This window comes from Rhodopila sp. (assembly GCF_965276935.1).
GTDB lineage: Bacteria > Pseudomonadota > Alphaproteobacteria > Acetobacterales > Acetobacteraceae > Rhodopila.
This window is the reverse complement of the sequence record NZ_CBDIBS010000002.1, coordinates 427,569-448,395: the sequence shown is the minus strand read 5'-3', so window position 1 is coordinate 448,395 and position 20,827 is coordinate 427,569. Positions and strand designations below refer to the sequence as shown.

Annotated in this window: 18 protein-coding genes; 5 read left to right on the top strand and 13 right to left on the bottom strand. The window is 61.5% G+C overall.

The genetic code is table 11. From position 1 onward, the window contains the following. Positions 1–24: 24 nt before the first annotated feature. Together wrbA and ACQY4S_RS05060 are read right to left on the bottom strand one after the other, a co-directional pair. Positions 25–624 carry an NAD(P)H:quinone oxidoreductase gene (wrbA, locus tag ACQY4S_RS05065; protein ID WP_428484101.1) on the bottom strand — a complete coding sequence of 200 codons (600 nt, stop codon included), beginning with the start codon at positions 622–624 and terminating at the stop codon, positions 25–27. Positions 625–699: 75 nt separating this feature from the next. Beyond that, positions 700–1,227, bottom strand: a complete 528-nt coding sequence (locus tag ACQY4S_RS05060; RefSeq protein ID WP_428484100.1) for a VOC family protein — start codon at positions 1,225–1,227, stop codon at positions 700–702. 119 nt (positions 1,228–1,346) lie between these two features. On the opposite strand from ACQY4S_RS05060, the gene ACQY4S_RS05055 reads away from it, so the two are divergent. Further along, positions 1,347–2,258: a LysR family transcriptional regulator gene (locus ACQY4S_RS05055; RefSeq protein WP_428484099.1), complete on the top strand. Its 912-nt coding sequence runs from the start codon at positions 1,347–1,349 to the stop codon at positions 2,256–2,258. 154 nt (positions 2,259–2,412) lie between these two features. On the opposite strand, the gene ACQY4S_RS05050 is transcribed toward ACQY4S_RS05055, so the two are convergent. Then, on the bottom strand, positions 2,413–3,039 hold the full coding sequence (locus ACQY4S_RS05050) for a glutathione S-transferase family protein (RefSeq protein ID WP_428484098.1): 627 nt from the start codon (positions 3,037–3,039) through the stop codon (positions 2,413–2,415). A 130-nt stretch (positions 3,040–3,169) separates the two neighbouring features. On the opposite strand from ACQY4S_RS05050, the gene ACQY4S_RS05045 reads away from it, so the two are divergent. Together ACQY4S_RS05045 and ACQY4S_RS05040 are read left to right on the top strand one after the other, a co-directional pair. Further along, positions 3,170–3,610, top strand: coding sequence for a hypothetical protein (locus ACQY4S_RS05045; RefSeq protein WP_428484097.1), 441 nt, complete (start codon positions 3,170–3,172; stop codon positions 3,608–3,610). Positions 3,611–3,614: 4 nt separating this feature from the next. Further along, on the top strand, positions 3,615–4,151 hold the full coding sequence (locus ACQY4S_RS05040; protein WP_428484096.1) for a hypothetical protein: 537 nt from the start codon (positions 3,615–3,617) through the stop codon (positions 4,149–4,151). Positions 4,152–4,540: 389 nt separating this feature from the next. Here ACQY4S_RS05040 and lepB read toward each other — a convergent pair whose 3' ends face one another. Continuing rightward, positions 4,541–5,218 carry a signal peptidase I gene (gene lepB, locus ACQY4S_RS05035; RefSeq protein ID WP_428484095.1) on the bottom strand — a complete coding sequence of 226 codons (678 nt, stop codon included), beginning with the start codon at positions 5,216–5,218 and terminating at the stop codon, positions 4,541–4,543. 435 nt (positions 5,219–5,653) lie between these two features. Beyond that, positions 5,654–6,792, bottom strand: a protein-coding gene (locus tag ACQY4S_RS05030) for an IS3 family transposase (protein WP_428483442.1) whose coding sequence is annotated in 2 segments (ribosomal slippage) — positions 5,654–6,534 and positions 6,534–6,792 — 1,140 coding nt in all. Because the reading frame shifts where the segments join, the coding sequence is not laid out codon by codon here. A gap of 164 nt (positions 6,793–6,956) precedes the next feature. On the opposite strand from ACQY4S_RS05030, the gene ACQY4S_RS05025 reads away from it, so the two are divergent. Both ACQY4S_RS05025 and ACQY4S_RS05020 read left to right on the top strand, forming a co-directional pair. After that, entirely contained in the window at positions 6,957–7,457 is a 501-nt protein-coding gene (locus tag ACQY4S_RS05025) for a hypothetical protein (protein WP_428484094.1), read from the top strand. Between the two features lie 242 nt (positions 7,458–7,699). Then, on the top strand, positions 7,700–8,713 hold the full coding sequence (locus tag ACQY4S_RS05020) for a hypothetical protein (protein ID WP_428484093.1): 1,014 nt from the start codon (positions 7,700–7,702) through the stop codon (positions 8,711–8,713). Positions 8,714–8,771: 58 nt separating this feature from the next. On the opposite strand, the gene ACQY4S_RS05015 is transcribed toward ACQY4S_RS05020, so the two are convergent. The 8 genes from ACQY4S_RS05015 to ACQY4S_RS04980 all read right to left on the bottom strand — a co-directional run bounded on the left by ACQY4S_RS05015 (position 8,772) and on the right by ACQY4S_RS04980 (position 20,175). After that, positions 8,772–10,031 (bottom strand): NAD(P)/FAD-dependent oxidoreductase, encoded by a 1,260-nt coding sequence (locus ACQY4S_RS05015; RefSeq protein ID WP_428484092.1) that lies wholly within the window; start codon positions 10,029–10,031, stop codon positions 8,772–8,774. Beyond that, entirely contained in the window at positions 10,028–10,822 is a 795-nt protein-coding gene (locus ACQY4S_RS05010) for a class I SAM-dependent methyltransferase (protein WP_428484091.1), read from the bottom strand. Before ACQY4S_RS05010 ends, ACQY4S_RS05015 begins: the two co-directional genes overlap by 4 nt. Before the next feature lie 21 nt (positions 10,823–10,843). Beyond that, positions 10,844–12,424: an ABC transporter substrate-binding protein gene (locus ACQY4S_RS05005; protein WP_428484090.1), complete on the bottom strand. Its 1,581-nt coding sequence runs from the start codon at positions 12,422–12,424 to the stop codon at positions 10,844–10,846. A 130-nt stretch (positions 12,425–12,554) separates the two neighbouring features. Continuing rightward, positions 12,555–14,087: a sulfite reductase subunit alpha gene (locus ACQY4S_RS05000; protein WP_428484089.1), complete on the bottom strand. Its 1,533-nt coding sequence runs from the start codon at positions 14,085–14,087 to the stop codon at positions 12,555–12,557. Next, positions 14,084–15,862: a NirA family protein gene (locus ACQY4S_RS04995; protein ID WP_428484088.1), complete on the bottom strand. Its 1,779-nt coding sequence runs from the start codon at positions 15,860–15,862 to the stop codon at positions 14,084–14,086. The genes ACQY4S_RS05000 and ACQY4S_RS04995 overlap by 4 nt, the downstream gene beginning before the upstream one ends. 4 nt (positions 15,863–15,866) lie before the next feature. Then, the gene (locus tag ACQY4S_RS04990; protein ID WP_428484087.1) at positions 15,867–16,700 is read right to left on the bottom strand and encodes a formate/nitrite transporter family protein; all 834 of its coding nucleotides are present in this window, start codon (positions 16,698–16,700) and stop codon (positions 15,867–15,869) included. 1,547 nt (positions 16,701–18,247) lie between these two features. Continuing rightward, a complete protein-coding gene (gene radC / locus ACQY4S_RS04985; protein ID WP_428484086.1) occupies positions 18,248–19,123 on the bottom strand; it encodes a RadC family protein in 876 nt (291 codons plus the stop codon). A gap of 14 nt (positions 19,124–19,137) precedes the next feature. Continuing rightward, positions 19,138–20,175 (bottom strand): hypothetical protein, encoded by a 1,038-nt coding sequence (locus ACQY4S_RS04980; protein WP_428484085.1) that lies wholly within the window; start codon positions 20,173–20,175, stop codon positions 19,138–19,140. Positions 20,176–20,827: the final 652 nt, after the last annotated feature.

Below are 20,827 nucleotides of genomic sequence, written 5' to 3'. Positions count from 1 at the left end.
CATGCGAGGTCCGCGGGCTCGTGCTCAGTCGAACAGCTTGCTCGCGATCGCCGCGACATGCCGGCCCTGGAAACGCGCACCGGCCAGTTCGTTCTCTGTCGGTTGGCGCGAGCCGTCGCCGGCGGCGATGGTGGTCGCGCCATAGGGACTGCCGCCGGTTACTTCATCCAGCTTCAGCTGTCCCTGGAAGCTATAGGGCAGCCCAACAACCACCAGGCCAAGATGCAGCAGGTTGGTGATGACGGAGAACAGCGTCGTTTCCTGGCCGCCGTGCTGGCTCGCGGTTGAGGTGAAAGCGGCACCGACCTTGCCGTTCAGGGCGCCGCGCATCCACAAGCCGCCGGTCTGGTCGAGGAAACTCGCCATCTGTGACGACATGCGACCGTAGCGCGTCGGGGTGCCGACGATGATCGCATCGTAGGCCTCGAGATCGGCCACCGTCGCGACCGGCGCCGCCTGGTCGAGCTTGAAGTGACCCGCCCGCGCCACGTCCTCCGGCGCGGTTTCCGGCACGCGCTTGACATCCACCGTGGCACCCGTCTCACGGGCCCCCGCGGCGACCGCGGCGGCCATCTGCTCGATGTGACCATATGTCGAGTAATATAGAACCAGGATTCTGGGCATTAGACTGTTCTCCGTTGACTGGTGGACTAGGTTGCCGATTTCACCGGATCGGCCGACACGCGAGCGCACCCTGCATCAGGCGGCCGAACGTTCTTTAAGCAGAGTGTGCAGATCAAGACGCCGCGTGAACATCAACAGCGATCCCTCCGCCGTGCGGGGCCATTCCTCGGCTGGACGGTCCCAGTAAAGTTCAACGCCGTTCCGATCCGGATCAGAGAGATAGAGCGCTTCGCTCACGCCATGGTCCGATGCCCCGTCAAGCGGTATGCCGGCTGTCATGAGGCGATGCAGCGCCTCGGCCAGATCGGCTCTCGACGGATAGAGGATCGCCAGGTGAAACAGCCCGGTCGCGCCAGGTGGCGGTGCGTCTCCATTCCGGCTTTCCCAGGTGTTCAACCCGATGTGGTGGTGGTAGCCGCCGGCCGAGATGAACGCCGCCTGATCGCCATGACGTTGCGTCACGCTAAACCCCAGGATGCCGACGTAGAAGGCAAGGGACCGTTCAAGGTCCGACACCTTCAGATGCACATGTCCAATGCGGGTGCCGGCCGCGATCGGACGGAACTCAGCCCGGCGAGCGAGGTCAATCGTATTTTCAGCCATGATGAAACTCCCATTGATCATCGGTCATCTCGTTCTGTCAGGCGGTATATTGCACTTTACAGCCCACGGATAATCTGCCGAGTTGACGGACCACTTCACTCTGTCAGTTGGAAATCCGCTTGCTTGACCAGGTCACCGGGATGCGCATCTTCGTCCGCACCGCCGCCGCGGGCAGCTTGGCCGCCACCGGCCGCGCGCTCAACCTGTCACAGACCATGGTCACCAAGCACATCGAGGCCATCGAGACACGGCTCGGCGTGCGGCTGCTGCACCGTTCCACCCGCCGGCTGACCCTCACAGAAGCCGGCCGTGGCTACCTTGAAGCCTGCCAGCGAATTCTGGCCGAGATCGAGGAAGCGGAGGCGGCGGCTGGCGCCGGCCAGGCTGAACCGCGCGGGGAGTTGCGCATGAACGTGCCGGTGTCGTTCGGCACGTTCCAGATCGCACCGCTGCTGGACCAGTTCACCAGGCGGTATCCGCTGGTCGAACTCGAACTCGGGCTGAATGACCGTGTGGTCGATCTGGTCGAGGAAGGCTGGGACCTGGCGATCCGGATCGGAGTATTGCGCGACTCCAGCCTGATCGCCCGGCGCCTCGCTCCCTGTCGCACCGTGGTCTGCGCGTCGCCTGCTTACCTGGCCGCATGCAACACACCACGCACCCTTGCCGACCTCGCACGCCATAATTGTCTTGGCTACACACTGTCCGATCGGTTGGGATATGGCCAATGGGGGTTTGATCCGGATGCCTCGGTCATTGCGGCCGTCTCCGGGAGCCTTCGCGCCAACAATGGTGACGCGCTTCGCCTGGCGGCGCTGGCCGGCCTTGGCGTGATCTACCAGCCGACTTTCCTGGTGGCGGACGACCTGCGCGCTGGCCGGCTGATTGCCTTGCCGCTCGACCACCCACCGACGGAAAGTGGCCAGGTGCACGCGGTGTTCCGTCCTGACCGCAGGTTGCCGCTCAAGTCCCGGGTCATGATCGAGTTCCTGGCTGAACATTTCGGAGAGACGCCGCCCTGGGATCGCTGACAGCCGGAATAGGAAGCATCGAGGTGATGACACCGACCGGTAAACGTCTGACCGACCGCCACCGATGTCGGGTCGCCAATCTTGCTTGTCCCAGGCCCTGATCGCCTCTCAGGCCCTGATCGCCTCTCAAGCCCTGATCGCCTTTCCAGTCGGATCAGGCCGCGAAGCTATAGGCACCGCCACGGGAAAGCGCCGCCTGATAGGCTGGGCGGGCCTGGAAGCGCCGCACCCAGGCGTCCAGCTCGGGATAGGCGCTCCGATCGGTGTTCGCGCCGGCGAATTCTCCCACGAAGCTCATTTGGATGTCCGCTCCGGTCAGTTCGGAGCCCAGCAGATAGTCGCGACCGTCGAGGGCGGCATTGATGTAACCCAGATGGCTGGCGATCTCGCCCTCGATGCGCGGGCCAAGCGGGGCGCCGGCCGGGCCGAGGCGGGAGACGTAAAGTTTCAGCAGCAGCGGCAGCATGGCGGACCCTTCGGCGAAATGCAGCCACTGCATGTAGTCGTCATAAGCAGGGGTCGCCGGGTCGGGCTGCAGCCGGCCGCCGCCGTGGCGGCGAATGATATAGTCGATGATTGCGCCAGACTCGATGATCGTCCGGCCATCATCAATGATCACCGGCGACTTGCCGAGCGGGTGGACGGCCTTGAGTTCGGGCGGCGCGAAACGGGTCTGTGGATTGCGCTGGTAACGCTTGATCTCGTAGGGGATCGCCAGTTCCTCCAGCAGCCACAGGATGCGCTGCGACCGCGAGTCGTTCAGATGATGGACGGTGATCATTGTGACGGGGCTTCCTCGGTTGGGGTCAGGCAGTGCGGCGCTTTTTTATAGTGCGTGGCTTGCGTCTCGTCACCCTAAGCGCCGAAGGCTGGCTTTGCCGTTGTTGTCAGTTATACGAATGGTGATGGCAGTGGCCTGGATCGCCGGCGCCAGACATCCTTTATTCCAGACATCCTTTATCAAGGTCATGACGTGGTCACCCGAGGACAATCCAAAGACGGGTTTCGCTTGGGCAACCAATCAGCTAAAGTGGTATATGGGTGATACCTTGAACGTACGACCTGATGAGCAGATCCCGATGGGTGCCGCGACCGGAACAGAGGCTCGGCTTTTCCACGATATCGTCCGAAGAATTGGCCGTCTGCCAACCGGCGTTCGACGGGTGGAATTCCGCTTCGGCGAGGATTCTGAGGGAGCGTCCGCCGTGTGGATTTCCTTGATTGCCGACGACGATCTCAAACCTTCAAAGGAAAAAATTGCGGACCTTCAAAGGATTGCCGGTGAAGTGCGGGCGGAAATCCTCCGCAGCGATACCGACCGATGGCCCTACGTCGAGATCGTGACCGAGTAACCGAGTGACCCTCCATCACGATCTGCTTGATCAGGCTTTACATTTGGCGACGCGTGAAACCAAGAAACCGAAGCAGGCCAGTCTTCGCCGAGCCGTATCGGCGGCCTATTATGCGCTGTTCCATCTATTGGTGGCGGACGGCGCGAAACGGCTTTCACCCGCAAAACCGGCCGGCCTCAGCCTGCTGATTCAGCGTGCCTTTAACCACGGAGCGATGCGAGACGTCTGCAAAAGCTTTGCTGACGGTCATAGAGCCGCTGTCAGGAACAGCCAACCTGGACAACCTCCGCCGGCCACGCGGAAACTAATTACGCTGCCGCTTGACCCTCCCCTGTTTGGCGTCATTCAGGCGCTAATCGATCTTCAGGAAGCTCGCAACGAGGCAGACTACAACCTTGACAAACAGTGGAACCGGTTAGATGTCCTCAGTCGTGTCCAGACCGCTCGCCAGGCTTTTGTCGATTGGGCAGCAATCCGAAACAGTCCAACCGCAACGGTATTTGTTGTGGCGCTTCTCCTGCAAAAGCATTGGGGAAGATAATTGGGATTAATTGAAAAGAGCATAGCACGAGTCATAACAAGGTTTGGCTCGGTCCCGTTGCAATTATACCTTTCGGAATACCCGAAGTTGTGAGATTCTGGATATTGGGCTTAAGGACGCCACCCATTCACTGGAAGACGCATTGTGCATAATGGGACAGGACGAGCTTAGGACTCGTTAGGAGATAACTGCTTCGGTCGACACCATGTTTGCCCTTGAAAACACAGGGAAAGCTTCATGCGTAATGCAGCACTTATAGACGGCCCGAGCCTTAGAGGCCAAGAGCCTGCTCATGCTCCAGTCGCCAAGTTAATGTTGAGTGCCGCCAATGGTCCTTGGTTCAACACAATGCCTGTTTCTTCGTCCCCGGGGCGCAGGCAGTCAGAAGACTATTTCGTATTCTTCTCGTAAAGTATTCCCAACAGATTTTTTATCGGGACGAATCCGATACCGTCCATGAAGCGACTATCAGCACTATAGTCGCGATTGTCGCCCATCACGAAAACATGGTTCTGTGGAACAACAAATTCCGGCGTGTTGTTAACGAAGCCGTCGTCTCGCTCCTTTAGAATATCGTGCGTAATGCCATTCGGCAGTTTTTCCTGATAACGCCGAAGCACAATGTGGCTGCCTTCGTCATCCGCCGAATAGTCGCCGTCGAGCTGACGGGTGCAGCGCTGTCCATTTATAAACAGCTCGCCTGCACGCAGCTGGACGTGCTCTCCGGGCAATCCTATCAATCGGGAAACATATAGGACATCCGGCTTATGCGGATAACGCAACACAACGACATCTCCTCGCTGAAGGCGAGGATACAATGCCTCAAGCGTAACAGGTGGCGCTACCACGGAATCCGGAAGCGCATGTCGAAAGCACGTTGCAAACGCCACATCACCTAGCACAAGACTCGGCTCCATTGATGAACTGCGCAACGCAAATGTTGCCACTGGCAGGTCGCACGCTGCGAGCGCCGGAGCGGCACCTAACGCAACCCACGCGAGCAGAATTTTGCTAATCCACATCGCGACGTAAAAGGAACTCGAACGGGTAGAGAGTTTATTGGTCACTTTAGCCTCCGAATTGTGGCATGCCACCGTTTTAGCTCTTCGTGTGGCCTGATCTCTGCTCTCGGCGCGCGGAGCCTTCCGTCGGATGTTTGCTGGATGCAGTTGCACCTGCGACCTTGCCAAAGCACCCGTTCTGGAGCTTCAATAGTGGTGTGGTGCTTTCCCATCAGCGCCAATGTGCTTAACGACGTTACCGTAGACGGATTGGGGACTATCAGGAATGTGGAGGAGATTAAAATCTTTTCGGGAGCGGAATCCTGAACTATAGCCCAAATTCACTGACCAAATAAAGAGATGGTCGGCTTCGTCGCTACAGCATTTCGCCTCCGTTAAGTGGATCTCCTGCCTGTTGGTTACGTAAGGTACTGCTGTCAGGTCGCCTCGCAGGGAGGGCGTAGCCTGATCGGAGAGGCGACCCGACAGCAGCGGCAAAATTCATGCGGCTGCCACGTGTGGCGGCAGGTGGGTGAAGTAGGCTTGGTCCGGCGTCCGGGCGTCAAGGCTCGAGTGCGGTCGTTTGCAGTTGAAGAAATCCAGATATACCCCGATCAGGCGCCGCGCTTCGGCGACGGTTTCATAGGCCCGCAGATAGACCTCCTCGTACTTCACCGACCGCCACAGCCGCTCGACAAATACGTTGTCTCGCCACGCACCACGACCGTCCATGCTGATGGCGATCCCGTTCTCCAGCAGCAGCCCGGTGAACGCGGCACTGGTGAACTGGCTGCCTTGATCGGTGTTGAAAATGTCCGGTTTTCCCTGCCGCGCCAGCGCTTCCTCGACGGTCTCGAGGCAGAAATCAACCTCCATGGTGACCGACACCCGCCACGCCAGAACCCGCCGGCTAAACCAGTCAACCACCGCCGCCAGATAGACAAAGCCTTTCGCCATCGGAATGTAGGTGATGTCCATCGACCACACCTGGTTGGGCCGGTCAACCGGCAGGCCGCGCAAAAGATATGGGTAAATCTTGTGTCCTGGACACGGCTTTGACGTGTTCGGCCGACGGTAGATCGCCTCAATACACATTCGGCGCATCATCGTCCGCACCATCTCGCGGCCAATGATCACCCCCTCCCCGCGTAGCAGATCGCGCAGCATCCGGCTGCCCGCGAACGGGTAGTCCAGGTGCAGCGCATCAATCCGCCGCATGATGACAAGCTCGCCCTCGGGCACCGGCTGCGGGTCGTAGTACAGGCTGCTGCGGCTCAATCGCAGCAACGCCGCCTGCCGCCCCAGCGGCAACTCGTGCGTCCGGTCAATCATCGCTTTGCGCTCCGCAGGCCGGCCTTGCTGAGCGCACCGGACAAAAAATCGTTCTCCAGCGTCAGCTCTCCGATCTTGGCGTGGAGTGTCTTGACGTCGATGACAGGTGCCGGTTCGGATGCTCCGCCGCCCGAACCAAACAGGCCCGAGGCTGCCTCCAGCAGGTGTCCCTTCCAGGCAGTGATCTGGTTCGGATGCACCTCAAACTGTTGCGCCAACTCGGCCAGCGTCTTCTCGCCCTTGATCGCGGCCAGCGCCACCTTGGCCTTGAAGGCCGCAGCGTGGGTCCGGCGTGTTCGCTTCGTCATATTCGCTCCTGATCCGCGGCATCCTCGCCGCTCTCAGGCAGAAGTTCCACTTAGCAGACTGTCCGAATTTAGCCGACCACCTCTTAACGCCCGTGGCCTGCTCACAAGCGCGCTTTCCGAAATTCATCGAGACTCTGATTGTGACAATGGGAGGCTCCGTAGAAATGGCGACCAATTTCCTTAAGGACTTTATCATTCGTGCCGGTGCCGCGCTTGAAGCGGAAGATCGATTGATCATGGGGTCAGGCCACGTCAGGGGTGAAAGCGGTGGTATTCTTCGGTTAAACAATGAACGAGTTTACCAGTTTATCCTATGGCGGGCCGTTCTTTCGAGTTGGAATGCGAAAGTAGAGGAGCGGACACATGATCTTGTGATATTTGACCCTACTGATCCCAGCAAGCACCTTGCCATATTTGAGATGAAGAAATGGATGGCTGCTAGGGGCCTACCAGAACTTCCCGGCATCCTAACCGATATAAAAAGGCTTAATGCGTCTGACGCCCCTAACACCGCCCTTATCATATTTTCAGCAAATGACCGGGGCGATATGGATAAACAATTAACGTGGCTTGAGGAACGGATTTTTGCTGGCATCCCCAAACCGCCGAATGCGACCTATTGCTTTTTGCTTTCCAACAGTGAGTCCATACACACCTACTGCTGAGTTCTGGGTCGCGGTTTGGCCTATAAAATCTGGGCCGCTTTTCTCGCAGCATTGAGGCGCGTTACGCATACTGTGCATGCCGACCTGACTGCGGGACTTTCCCCTCGCGTTGTTTGACCGTGCCGCCCAGACGCATAGCTTTTGTCGGATACCTTGATTACTGGAGCGTATATAGGAAATATTTCTTGATTTGTTCGACAACTTCCGGTAGTAGCCGCTCAACTCATCCGGAACGACGCGCCATGACCGAACCCAGCACCCTCGCCAAACCACTCACCACCACCCCGTCGCCCTGTCACCCCCACAACGTCCTGCTGAACCTCATCGTCACCCTGCTGACGCCGATGTTCCTGATGGAAACCGGCGGCGACCTGACCTTCGCCCGCATGGCGGCGCTGGAGACATTGAACGAATACCGCGCCCACACCCAGATGGAGCTGATCGCCGTCGCGCAGATCATCGCCTTCGGCTTGGCGGCGCTGGGCTCACTTGCGCTCTCCATGGCCGACGACACGCCGCCCTTGATGATGCTGCGCTGGCGCTGCAACGCCAATGCGCTGAACCGCTCCGCCGAACAGAATCGCCGCGCCCTCGAACGCTGCCGCTCGGCCGCCACCGGCGGCGGCCAAACAGGGAATGCCGCGACGGATTATCGAAATCTGAACGCCGCGGCAGGGTCGGACATCCCGCTCGATGACGCGCAGGCACAGTATGAGACGGAAGTGATGGCAGAGCTGGCACGGACCCGGACACGGGTCGCCGCATCGAATGCCCGCGTGCATGCCGCGAGCAAAGCCGCGCCTACCGATCTGTCCGCGCCTCAGGCTCCCACGGCGGCCGCCGAACCGGCTCCGGCACCACAATACACCGCGCCAGTCCCGCCGATCATGCCCGCGTCGGCGGAGCCGGCGAACATGCCAGCACCGGCGGAGCCGGCCACGACCCTCGCACCAATTCAGCCAGCCATCATGCCCGCGCCGGCGCTGACTGCCCCCACCCAGGCGCCGGTCCTGGCAACTCATCCGTTGGCGGCGACACAAGCCATGACGGACGAGGACAGGCATCGGGCATTCTGGGCGGCGGCGCTGTCAGGCGTAGCCGAGGAATTCTCCGCAGAAATGGCCGACCTCCCGCCACACGAGCGTGAGGCCGCGATCGTCCAGATAGCCGCCCTCAGCAGCAGCGCGAACGCCTTGCTGTCGGGTGATCCGATGCCGTCGCTGCAATCCGCCCCGTCGCCGATCACGTCGCTCTGACGCCTGCCGCGGCGAAAGGCATATAGCCGGCCGAACCCGCACGCGGCGTGCCGGCACTCTACCGAAACCGCCGAACCGAATACGGCGCCAGATCAAACGCCGGCGCCCGCTCCGCCACCAGGTCCGCGACGATCTTTCCAGTCATCGCCCCCGCCGTCAGCCCGACATGCCCGTGTCCGAACGCATGCACGATATCCGCGCAGCCGGACGCCAGCCCCAGGCACGGCAGCCCATCCGGCGTCGAGGGCCGATGCCCCATCCATGATTTCACCCGATCCGCCGGCAGGTCCGCCGGAAGCCCCGGATAAACCTTGCGCGCGAACTTCAGCAGCACCGCCGCCCGCTGCCAGTTCGGCGCCGCCGTCAGTCCCGCAAGCTCCACCTGTCCCGCCAGCCGCAGCCCCTCCGGCGTCATCACGCACGCCATCTTCCCGTCGCTCGGCATCACCGGGTAGCGCGGCGCCACACCGGGATCGCGGATCACCACATGATAGCCGCGCTCGGTTTCCAGCACGACCCGGTCGCCCGCCGCCGCGGCCAGGACCTTCGACCAGGCGCCGGCGGAGATCACCGCCCTGTCGCAAGCCACCTCGCCATCCCGCGTCACCACCGCGCGCAGCCGCCCCGCCTCAAGGCGAAAGCCTGTCGCCGCCGTCTTCTCCAGCGTCGCCCCCTGTGCGATCGCATGCCGGGTCAGCGCCGCGACATACGCGCCAGGATCACGGCACTGGCCATTCTCCTCGATCAGCAGGGCGAAGCGATAATGCCGGTCCAGCGTCGGCTCCCGCTGCCGCAACTCGTCCTCATTCAGTTCCAGCCAGCGGATGCCGTTCTGCCGGCGCACCCGCCAGGACAGCGCCTCCGCCTCGAACGCGGCGCGGTTGGGGAACACGAACAGCGCGCCCTGTTGCGTGATCAGCGCGCCGACACCCGCCTCCGCCGCCAGCTTGCGATGCAGCGCCGGCGCATCCGCCAGCAGCGGAAGCAAGGCCCGTGCGGTCGCCGCGACCTTCGCCTCGGTCGCGCCCGCGGCGACAAACCGGCGCAGCCACGGCAGCAGCCTGGGCAGATAGGACCAGCGGATCGTCAACGGTCCCAGCGGATCGGCGAGGTAGCCGGGAACCTTCTTCCACAACCCGGGCGACGACATCGGAATGACGGAACTGGGATTGAGCAGCGTCCCATTGCCGTAGCTGGCGGCCTGCTCGCCACCCGGCTCACCCGGATCGATGATGCTGACCTGATGCCCGTCCCGCAGCAGTTCGATCGCGCTGGCGATCCCGACGATGCCGCCGCCGATCACGCCAACCCGGCTCATCCGGCGGCCGAGACGACATGAGCGCGCATCGTCGAAGCGATCGGCCCGGCACCAAATCGCCGCCGCAGCGCCGCGGTGACGGACGCCACCACCGGATCGGTATCGCCGCCGGCGCGCGCGTCGATCTCCGCCCGCAGCGGCGTACCCAGGCAGTAGCCCACCGCGGCATCCCGCGCGGCGGCGGCGGCATACGGCAGATCCACCGTCGTGTAGATGGCGTCGGTAAAGCCGGCGACGGTCAGTTCGTCATCCACGACCTCGTTATCGGCATAACCATGCAACACATGCGACAGATAGCGTGGCGTATCGGAAGGAAACAGCGTCCCCATCGCCCGCTGCACGCAATCCGCGACCGGATTGTGCCGGAAGGTTGCCGGCACGTTGAAGACGAACCGCGCGCCCTGCTTCATCACCCGTCTGGCCTCACGAAAGCCTTGAACCCGGTCGGTCAGCGCCATCACGCCGAACTGGCAGGCGACGATCCCGAATGTCCCCGCCTCGAACGGCAGCGCGCAAGGCTCCGCCGTCTGCCAGATCACCCGAGCCGTGCCAGGCTTGTCGGAGGCATAATCGACCATCGAAGTGCTGGGGTCGGTGGCGATGATCGTCAGGCCGGCCGACACCGACGATGCGATCGCCTGGGTCAGCAACCCGGTGTCCGCGGCGGTTTCCAGCAGTGGCCCGACGCTCAGCCTGGACAGCCGCCGCGCCATGTCGTCGGCGAACGGCGACAGCAGGCTGGGGCCAAGATAGCGGTCTCGGATCGCTGGCAGCGAGTCGGCAGGAACCATGCAGGTTTGTGCCATCCAGAGTTAAACGGCCTTTTTCAATCCATAGAACTGCGGCCAGCCTTCCGGCACGTCCTGCATGTATTTGTGGAACGCCGTCGGCTGGTCGTACATTCCCATCGGCACGTAGGTCGGGTTCTGCCAGAACGCTGTCTGCATTGCCGCGCAAAGCTTTTGCTGCGCCGCCTGATCCGGCGCCTCGAACCAGGCGCTGTAGAGTTCCTCGATCTTCGCATTGGTCGGCCAGCCGAACCAGGCCGCCGAACCGTTGCCCCGGATCGCGATGTTCGGTGCGGGCGTGATGTTACCGAAGCCCCCGAGATACGTGTAAAAGACGTTCCAGCCACCCTTGTCGAGCGGCTCGCGGCTGGCGCGCCGCTGCACCACCGACCCCCAGTCCATCGCCTGCAGATCGACGTTGAAACCAATCTTGGTCAGCACGTCGGTGCCGACCTGCGCCATCGCCCAGATCGCCGGGATCGTGGTGGCGGCAAGAACGACGACCTTCTCCCCGTTGTAGCCGGCAGCGCCCAGGTCTTTCTTCAGCTTCGCGTAGTCCTTAGGCCCGTGGGTGACATCCAAGCCGACCGTGCTCGCCATCGGGGTTCCGGGTACGAACAATCCGATCGGGGTCTTGGCGAGGGATGGATCCGCGCCGGCGACCGCCTCCATCACTTCCTTCTGGTCCATCGCGTCAAGCACGACACGACGGATCGCCACATTGTCGAAAGGCGGGAACAACTGGTTGAAACGCAGGCATCCCATCTCGCCAGTGCGGTCCTTCACCACCGCGGTGACATCCTTGTATGTCTTGATCTGCGGCAGCAGGTCCAGGCTCGGATTTTCCCACCAGTCCACCTCGCCCTGTTGCAGGGCGGCGGACGCCGTGCCTGGGTCCGGAATGAAATTCCAGACGACGCGGTCCACGTGCACGATCTTCGGTCCGGCGTTGAAGCTGGGCGTGCCGCTCTTGCGGGGCACATAGGCGGTATTTTTGCTGAACACGACGCGGGAGCCGGGGATGCGCTCAGCCGCCACATACCGGAAGGGGCCGCTGCCGATCGCCTCCGGGATCTGCTTCATCGGGTCGGTCTCGGCCAGTCGTGCCGGCATGATGGCGCAGTAGACTTCGGCCAGGGCGTTCGGCAGCAGGGGGAAGGGCTTGTTGAGGCGAAAGCGGATCACGCTGTCGGACGGGGCGGACACCTCGTCCACCCGCTTCATCAAAGCCTGGCCGAACGGATTGCGCACGCAGAAGCGCTTGATGGTGGCGACGCAGTCGCGCGCCAGGACCTTCTGCCCGTCGTGGAACGCCAGGCCGTCGCGCAGGGTCAGTTCCCAGGTCTTGCCGTCATCCTCGGTGCGCTGGCCTTCGACCATCTGCGGCTGCACCTGGAACTGCGCGTCATAGCCATACAGCGTGTCGAACACCGCCAAGGAGTAGTTGCGGGTGATGTCGGCGGTGGTCCAGACCGGATCGATCGATACCAGATCGGCGTGCGGCACGAAGTTCACCGTCTTTGGCCCATCCGCCCGGGCAATCCGCGGCATGGCGAGCGAGGCGGCCATGGCGGCGGCTGATCCGAGAACATCACGACGCTTCATTATATCCCCCTGCACCAAGCTGCTCGGCGATGTTAGGGCCTGGAGCGAAATAGTCGAGTGAGCAATTCAGGCGGAAAACCAGCGACAGGGCCAAGCCTGCCCGTGCCGACCGTGGCGGCGAGGAGGCTGACTAATAGATGTCCCGCAGATACCGCCCCTGCCGTGCCAGCGCGACGATCCAGTCCCGCGCCTGATCCTCGGACAGTTTCCCCTCTGCGATCGCGATCCGCCGCAATGCCGCATCCACGTCGCGCGCCATCCGCGTTGCATCGCCACAGACGTAGAACCGCGCGCCGTCCCGCAGCCAGCGCCACAGCTCCGCCGCGTGCTCGATCATGCGGTCCTGCACGTAGATCTTCTTCGCCTGGTCGCGTGAGAACGCCAGGTCGAGTGGCGCCAGCGTGCCGTCGGCCAGCCAGCGCTGCAGTTCCGGACCATAGAGGAAATCGGTTCGCCGGTGCTGGTCGCCGAAGAACAGCCAGGTGCGGCCGCGCAGGCCTTCAGCCTCCCGCTCCGCCAGGAAGGCGCGGAACGGCGCGATCCCGGTGCCCGGTCCCACCATGATGACGGGAATGCCCGGATCAGGCGGCAGGCGGAAATGGCTGTCCTGCACGCTGGCGAGAATTGGCCCGGCGCCGCAGGCGTGCCGGCCGAGGAAGCCGCTGCCGACGCCATGCCGCTGCCGCCCGCGCCGCGTGTCACGCACCAGGCTGACGCACAGATGCACCTGGCCTTCGTGCAGCCGCGGTGAGGACGCAATGGAATACAGCCGCGGGCGCAGCATCGGCAGCGAGTGGACCAGGTCGGCCAGCGGCGGCCGGGCGGACGGAAACGCTTCCAGCAGATCCAACAAATCGGGCGAGTCCGGTTCGGCTCCGTCTTCGCCGTCGACCAGCCGGCGCAATGCGACGGCATCGGCGGTCGTGCTGGCCGCCATCGCCAGCAGGTCGAAGGTGCGGTCAAGCGGCCGAGCGATGTCGAGCATGGCCAGGGCTGCGCGCAGCGACCGGGTCTGGCCGTCGGTGCAAGGCACCATCTCCTGGCCGGTTGCGCCCAGGCCCGCGATTGTCGCCTCAATCAGCGCCGCATCGCAGTGCACCGTGATGCTGAGCGAGTCACCCGGCAGATACGTCAAGCCGGAGCCGGTCAGGTCGATCACGACATGCCGCACGTCCTTGCCTGATCCCGGACCAGTCAATGGATCAGCGGACAGCACCCGGACTGGAACGCCGATGGGTGCTCCAGCCTTGATCGGTGTTGGCGCGGTGGCCGGGGCAGGGGCCTCGGCCAGCATCTGCTTGACGACCCGCGCCGTCTGCTTGGCGCCGGGCACGCACAGCGTGGTGGTGGTTTCACGGCCGTCGGCCAGGGCTTCCGAATAGGTTTGGCACAGATAGCCACATTGTCCGCAATCAAGTTGCGCCATCGCCGCCATCAGCCGGCGTGCCAGCGGCCGGCCTTGCGCCAGTTCCAGGCGCTCCGGCAGTTGCAGCGCCGGGTCGTGCCAGGGAAATTCCTCGGCCGGTGCTTTGGCGGCGGTGGCCTGGGGGGTCTCGGTGCCGCCATACAGCCCGGCCAGGAACCCGTTCAGCCAGGCGCGTTGCGCGGCGGAGAACGGCGCGTTCTCCGGGATCGGCGGGATCGGCGGCGTCATCGCGTTCATGCGGCCAGTGCCGGCGCATCCGGGGTGATCGCCGCCAGCACGTCGTCGCCGCGCGAAGCGGTCCAGGCCTGGAAGCTTTCGTCCGGCTGCCGGGTCTGCTGCCAGGCGATCAGCAGCGCCAGCACCATCGGCGGCAGGTCGGCAAACGCCACGCCGGCGCGGATCAGCCGGCCAATCGCGGCTTGTGGTCCGGCACCGCCGCCGACGTGAAGGTCGTAGCCTTCCACCATGTCCTCGCCCTGCTCCACCTTGACGGCGAGCAGCCCGATATCGGCGATGTAGTGCTGCGCGCAGGAGTGGTGGCAGCCGGTCAGGTGGATGTTGACCGGCGCATCGACCGCGAGCCGCGCTTCGAGATACCCGACAAGCTCGGCCGCGTGCCGCTTGGTGTCCCCGGCGGAGAACTTGCACCCCGCATTGCCGGTACAGGCGATCACGCCGCTGCGCAGTGGCGAGGCCCGCCAGGACAGCCCTAGCGCCTCGATCGCCGCCCGCGCCGCGGGAACGTCCGCCTCGGCTACATCCGGGATCAGCAGGTTCTGCCACACCGTCAACCGGATCGTGCCGGACCCATGGCGATCGGCAATCGCCGCGAGGCCGCGCATCCGCTGGCTGGTCAGCCGCCCGATCGGGCACGCGACGCCGATGTAGCAACGTCCCGGCTGCTTCTGCGCATGCACGCCGATATGGCCAAACCGGTCTTGCGGCGCCGCCGGCACGATGGCGTCGCGATCGACCCGCGTCAGGGTCTCGCCCAGCTCCGCCTCGACCTTTCGCAGGAAAGTCGGCAGGCCGATCCGGTCCAGCACGTATTTGAGGCGAGCCTTGGTGCGGTCGGTGCGGGTGCCCTCGGCAATGAAGACGCGCAGGATCGCGTTGGCTGTCCGGGTGGTGGCGTCCGGTGCGACGATGACGCCGGTTTCGCGGGCGAAGTCCCGATGGCCGGTGATGCCGCCGAGACCCAGGCGGTAATAGACGCTCGGCGGCACGCCGAAACCATCCGCCACCGTCACCGCCGTGAAGGCGATGTCGTTGGTATCCTCCAGCACCGCGACCCGCCCGCCGCCATCGAAGGCGATGTTGAACTTGCGCGGCAGTCCGTAAAGTTCCCGATGATGCAGGATGAAGTGGTGCAGCGCGCGGGCCTGCGGCCTGGTGTCGATCAGTTCCTGCGGGTCGATGCCGGCGGTGGGGCTGCCGGTGATGTTGCGGATGTTGTCGGCGCCGGAGCCGACGGAGGTCAGGCCGATCTCGGTCAGCCGCAGCAGCACCTCGGGCGGCCCATCCACCTTGATCTCGCGAAGCTGCAGGTTGGCGCGGGTGGTGATGTCGGCATAGCCGCCGGCCAGATCGTCGGCGATGGCGGCGATACTGCGGAGCTGTTCGCTTCTCAGAATGCCGCCCGGTATGCGAAGCCGGCACATGAACGCGTTTTGTGCCGGGGCGACGTAGAACAGGCCGAAGAATTTTCCCAGGAACACGTCGGTTCCCTTGGGAAAGCGGTTCGCCATGGCGAGCGTGCTGATCTCGTCAAATCGGTCGAGCGGGTGCTTGGTTCGTTTCGCCGCTTCCTCCGGCACCAGCTTGCCACCGGCGGCGATGGCAGCATCCTGCACCGCGCGTTGCAGGTCCGACGGATCGGCGGACGGCTTTTGGCCAGCCGATCCTGCTCCGAGCGGCAGGCCGAGCGCGGCCCTGCGGGTCTCCACGCCGTGCAGGAAGCCTTTCAGATATTCCTGCTGCTCGACGCTGAACGGTGTTTCGCCATCCGCCATGCGGTCAGGGCTCGACGGTCCGCACGAGACTTGCCACCTTAACCGGTTCGGCGGGTCTGGGTGCGAAGGTGACGAACAGCGCGAGCGCCACGAAAACGAAGCCGCCGACCAGGTTGCCGAGCGTCACCGGAACCAGGTTCCAGATGACCCAATCGATCAGACCGACCTTCGCGCCCATCATCATGCCGGCTGGAATGACGAACATATTGACAACCGTATGCTCGAAGCCCTGCGCGAAGAAAACCAGGATCGGCATCCATGCGGCGGCGATCCTGCCAATGACCGAAGTGGAGCACAGTCCCATCACCACGCCCATGCAGACCATCCAGTTGCAGAGCACCGCCTTGACGAACACGGTGAGCATTCCCGCCATGCCCAACGCCGCATAGCCGGTCGTCTTGGCCTCCGCGAGTTGCCGGACCCGTTCGGCCACGCCGGCGGGTGCGACATGTACCGCATTGGTGACCGCGATCACGAACAGGCCGCCATAGGCAACACTGCCGACCAGGTTGCCGAGGAACACCCAGCACCAGTTGGTGAACATGCGGCCGAAGCGGACCTTGCCGGCCATGACCGCCATCGGCACGACGGCGAAGCTGCCGGTGACAAGCTCCAGACCGAGCAGAACGATCATGACGAAGCCGACCGGAAAAATCAGCGCGCCAACAAGCAATTGCCCGGTCTGCGCCGCGGCGCCGAGGGCCAGGCTGGTGGCAATCCCAAGCAGGCCGCCGGAGAGCGCGCCCCGGATCATCAGGTCGGTCGGACCGAGCCCAGCCTTGACGGTGCCGGACTGGATCATGGCGGTGATGATTTCGGTCGGTTTGACGAGGTCCATATGGAGCCTTTTGGGGCGTATTCCTGACAAAGAAGCAAATCCTATGCCAGTTGTACCTCAACGGTGATCGCTCCGCCGGCTGTGGACGGGTGATGTCCGGCTCACCCACGCTCTGGTGATTCATTGCGATGCTTTGGTGCAGTGATCGCCTTGTATTGTGCGAGATCTGGAGCCAGCAGAACAGTCAATCGCCGCCTGAGACCGAAGCAATTCGGGTCATTGTCATGTGGGTGGAGGCCTAAAGGCTTTGTTGACGATCAGTTTGTCACCTGGCGCGCGCAGCTTAGCCGTGATGGTTAAATTTTTGGCCAAGGCAGCGTTCGCAGGCAATTTTAAGAAGGCGGAGGCCAATGTGGAGAGGCACCTGCGTTGCCAGGGTGATGATCGGCTGCGCGAGGGGTCCTATTATTGTAACATCCGGGGGGCGGCGACCGGAAAAGATGAAGTGGACAAGGAGTTTCACAGAGGCTACGCGGAGTTCCACGAAGTAGAGAATTCAGTGGATCACGCTTAATGCGGTAATTAGCTTGTTGCTGGTGGGCAAATGCGATCCAGGTGTCAGGAGATTAAGGCGTGATCGTTTTAGGTTGCCCCGTAACCGGCGTTGACCGGATAGTTAGCGCACGCCTGCAAGGTATATTCGTCGAGGCTTTTTTGATGGCTCCGGTGCCTGCCTCGATGGTGCGGGCGGTGGCCGTTCGCACCGACGTCTTGAGCTCAGTTACTCCCAGGGATGGGGGCCAAGGAAGCCAGCCAGGTCGCACACCTCCATAATTGCTGCGAAACCGAGGACTAGCACAGTGACCGTGATAGCTGCGTTTTTCACATGATAACGGATGAGTTCCCTGCGATGCATCGCACGGAGCGCTGTGGAGGACATTGGCCGACCCCAAGTGCCGAGGTTCAGGCTGTCCGTGTTGTAGGTTCCGATGTAGCAGTATGAAATACTCATGCTTCGTTTCCTTCAGTGCTATAGGCGCAGGCAACGGGTTTTGCAGCTGCTTCTTAAGTCCGACTATTATTCAGCACTCCAGGCCTATTTGGAAGCCACATCGGAAAAGAGCGAGGTAGTTGTGTCTGCACAGGCAAGGGAAGCTTCGTCGCATACGAATTATATGCCACGAAGCCTTTGGTGGTGAGCTCTCCAACCAAAAGCTCGAGGCAAATTATCCGGCGACACTCCCGCGTCAGACGCAGTTTATCCTCAGGTCTTATGCCGCGAACGTCAAAGTTGAGAAATACCGTTGGGGTCAGCGGATTTACGAGCGCACAATGGTTGTGTCCAAGGCACAAGACCCCACCACTCACACCAATCTTTTTCCCCATGAGAGGTTCTGGAGCCTCAAACAAAGTATCGGAATCAACCAGTGTATCCACCTCGACCCTTGTGGGTACTTGATCGCTGGCGTGGACTTGATGGCATATTGATATCGCCAGGCAGAGCCATAACCACTGCATTCCAGGTTTTGGACTCTTTTTCAAGTGTCTCATGCTCGTGTTCCTTGCTGTATCAGTTCAATGTGTACCAATCTAATTTACGACGAATGCTACAGGATATTATTCTCGCTAAAACTCATCCATTGGCCAGCTCCAACAATGATATGATCGAAGACCTTTACTTCGAAAACGGCTACTGCCTGAACAATTTGCCTTGTCATGGCCTGATCTTCCAAGGATGGCTCCATGCAACCAGAGGGATGGTTATGTGCCATCACCAATCCCACAGCGTCCAGCTCAAGGCAGCGCTTCACAACGTCCCGCACGTAAACAGGAACGTGGGCAATGCTACCCTGCCATAGAACTTCGTTGGCAATTAGCCGATTTTGGCGGTCAGTAAATAGCACACGAAAAACCTCAGACCTCTCATGACCCATGCTAACAAGCAGATACGAGATCATCTGATCCCAGCGATCAAATATTGGTGCATCTGAGAACTCTTGTTCCTGAAGGCGTGCGGCCGCAGCATGAATGGCCTTTAATACTACCACCCCGTCTTCGCCAAGCCCATCGAGTGCCATCAACGTTTTAGCGGAAGCACTTATCACGCGATTAAACGTTCGAAACTTGGAAAGTAATAGTCGCGATACCCGAACGACCGTGTTGCCTTGTAGGACAGGTGACAAAATCAGTTGGAGGAGTTCCTGATCGGCTAGCGCGTTGGAACTTCCTAGTAGCAGACATCGGCGGATTTGGTCTTCCTCAAGCGCCCAAGAGTTATAGCGGCATTGGCCTGTGGCAGTATGTTCTGACGCAGAGGTTGCCGGGATGCCGAATGGAAGTGGCAGGGCGCCTCCCCCCCATATCGCCGCCGTAACCCGGTCATGGTGGCCGACAAGATGCGCCACAAGTTCGCCCATTGGAGAGATTTCCCTAGGGTCGGAAAAAGGAAGCACGGCGGAACGGTGGAAATTGGACAGCTCCACTTTACGGCTCCGGATCAGGCGTTTGCGTGGAAATAGGTGTAGGTGCTGCCATCCGCTTCGGTGCCGGAGCTTTCCGAGAGCCTGCCATTGGTGAGGTCGGCCTTGGTTAAACCGGCGAATGTCGCGGAGAATGTTGGGCTGCCTGGCGCCGTCGCGTGCAGGGTGAGGCCGGTGTAGCCGCCCGCGCCCTGACCGTCCTCGAAGTCGAACGTGAAGCTGGTCGGCGTCACGCCGAACATCGTCAAGGCATCGCCCGCGTGGAAGTTGACGACGGTGCTCCAGATATCCGCCGTGGCACCGCGACCATCCACGAAGAATGTATCGGATCCGGTGCCGCCGGTCAGGAAGTTGGACCCGCCGCCGCCGTCCAGCACATTGTTGCCGCTGGTGACCGCGAGTGCGTCATCGCCGTTGCCGGAATGCAGGAACCAGTTTGGTGTCGTCACTGTAATGTTCAGGTTGCTGCTCGTGATATTGACGTATTGGTCCTGCAGGCCGGCGACAGGCCCGGTGTAGGCTTGGGCGACCACGGGGATCGCCTGGTTACTGGCAGCGTTAACAGCAGTAATGCCGCTGGACCCATTGATCGCAGCGTTAGTTTCGGTCACGCCGCTCAGGTTGGTAGCGGCCATTGTCCGATCTGAAACGGTCTGACCGGTTGGAACCGTACTCTTGTCGTTAACCAAGATGGTGGTGGTGCCGGATTGTGCGGAGGCGCCGACGGGCGTGTTACTACTAGAAAGCGGCACGGCGGTCATGCTGGCCGGTGCGGCGAAGCCAGTGGCGGTGCCATCGGCGCCAGCCACCGAATAAGGACTTGCAATAAGAGCAAGCACACTAGCTTCACTGGTGACTTGTGCCACGGTGGCATTCAGGAGCGCCTGATTTTGAGCAACGATGTCAGATGTGATACTGCCTCCATCTATCACCGGGCCGACTTGGGCTGCGGAAGCTAATGATGGAGTACCAGCATCCTCGGGGGATCCGGATGCGCCGGTAATCTGGAGCAGATTTGCCGTAGGCGCAACTAGTTGCGCATAGTCATTTGTCATTGAAAGTATGGCATTTATTGTCGGCGCACTTCCGCTAGAAGGTACATTTCCGATCAACTGTATAATTGGCAAGCTACTACTTGACATTGAATACCTCGAGGATGACTTATCGCGTGGATGCTGTGGGTCGGAGGCGCAGTGTCACTAGGTCAAAGCGCCGGCTGATTAGCAGACGTGAAGCGAAGAATTGCTGCTATTTCAGGTTGATGATAGACGTTCAAAGGCATTCTGGACTCTATTGATCGTTTGACAAACTTTCATTGCGGTATTCTCCATTAGGGCAGCACGATGGCCAAGATGAAATCACCTTGACACGCGTGCACAGCCTTTGCTTCAAGCAAAACCTTCGGATTTCATGCGATTTCTTCGCGACCACATCACCATGCATATCCCTGGCCCATCCGATACTTTGAATGAACATCTCATTCTAGCCGGACAAGCTGTGGATCCCGAGGTGGGGTGAACGGAAAATGCAGGGTAAGCGTAAAAAAAGGGTTAACAGCCAAACTAAAAATTGCATTATACCTGAGTATAGCTTGACACTATACTGGAGTATACTAGCCGGGGTAAAATACGGTTAAGCAGCATGCCATTGTGTAAGATGCGGTATCGGAATTCCCCAGCGCGCCCTCAGTGTCTGTCTCGGAACGTC

Bases quoted from the DNA above. Each gene is read 5' to 3' on its own strand.
- wrbA (WP_428484101.1), bottom strand. From the start codon at position 624: ATGCCCAGAATCCTGGTTCTATATTACTCGACATATGGTCACATCGAG.
- ACQY4S_RS05060 (WP_428484100.1), bottom strand. From the start codon at position 1,227: ATGGCTGAAAATACGATTGACCTCGCTCGCCGGGCTGAGTTCCGTCCG.
- ACQY4S_RS05050 (WP_428484098.1), bottom strand. From the start codon at position 3,039: ATGATCACCGTCCATCATCTGAACGACTCGCGGTCGCAGCGCATCCTG.
- ACQY4S_RS05025 (WP_428484094.1), top strand. From the start codon at position 6,957: ATGGCGACCAATTTCCTTAAGGACTTTATCATTCGTGCCGGTGCCGCG.
- ACQY4S_RS05020 (WP_428484093.1), top strand. From the start codon at position 7,700: ATGACCGAACCCAGCACCCTCGCCAAACCACTCACCACCACCCCGTCG.
- ACQY4S_RS05015 (WP_428484092.1), bottom strand. From the start codon at position 10,031: ATGAGCCGGGTTGGCGTGATCGGCGGCGGCATCGTCGGGATCGCCAGC.
- ACQY4S_RS05010 (WP_428484091.1), bottom strand. From the start codon at position 10,822: ATGGTTCCTGCCGACTCGCTGCCAGCGATCCGAGACCGCTATCTTGGC.
- ACQY4S_RS05005 (WP_428484090.1), bottom strand. From the start codon at position 12,424: ATGAAGCGTCGTGATGTTCTCGGATCAGCCGCCGCCATGGCCGCCTCG.
- ACQY4S_RS05000 (WP_428484089.1), bottom strand. From the start codon at position 14,087: ATGAACGCGATGACGCCGCCGATCCCGCCGATCCCGGAGAACGCGCCG.
- ACQY4S_RS04995 (WP_428484088.1), bottom strand. From the start codon at position 15,862: ATGGCGGATGGCGAAACACCGTTCAGCGTCGAGCAGCAGGAATATCTG.
- ACQY4S_RS04990 (WP_428484087.1), bottom strand. From the start codon at position 16,700: ATGGACCTCGTCAAACCGACCGAAATCATCACCGCCATGATCCAGTCC.
- ACQY4S_RS04980 (WP_428484085.1), bottom strand. From the start codon at position 20,175: ATGACAAATGACTATGCGCAACTAGTTGCGCCTACGGCAAATCTGCTC.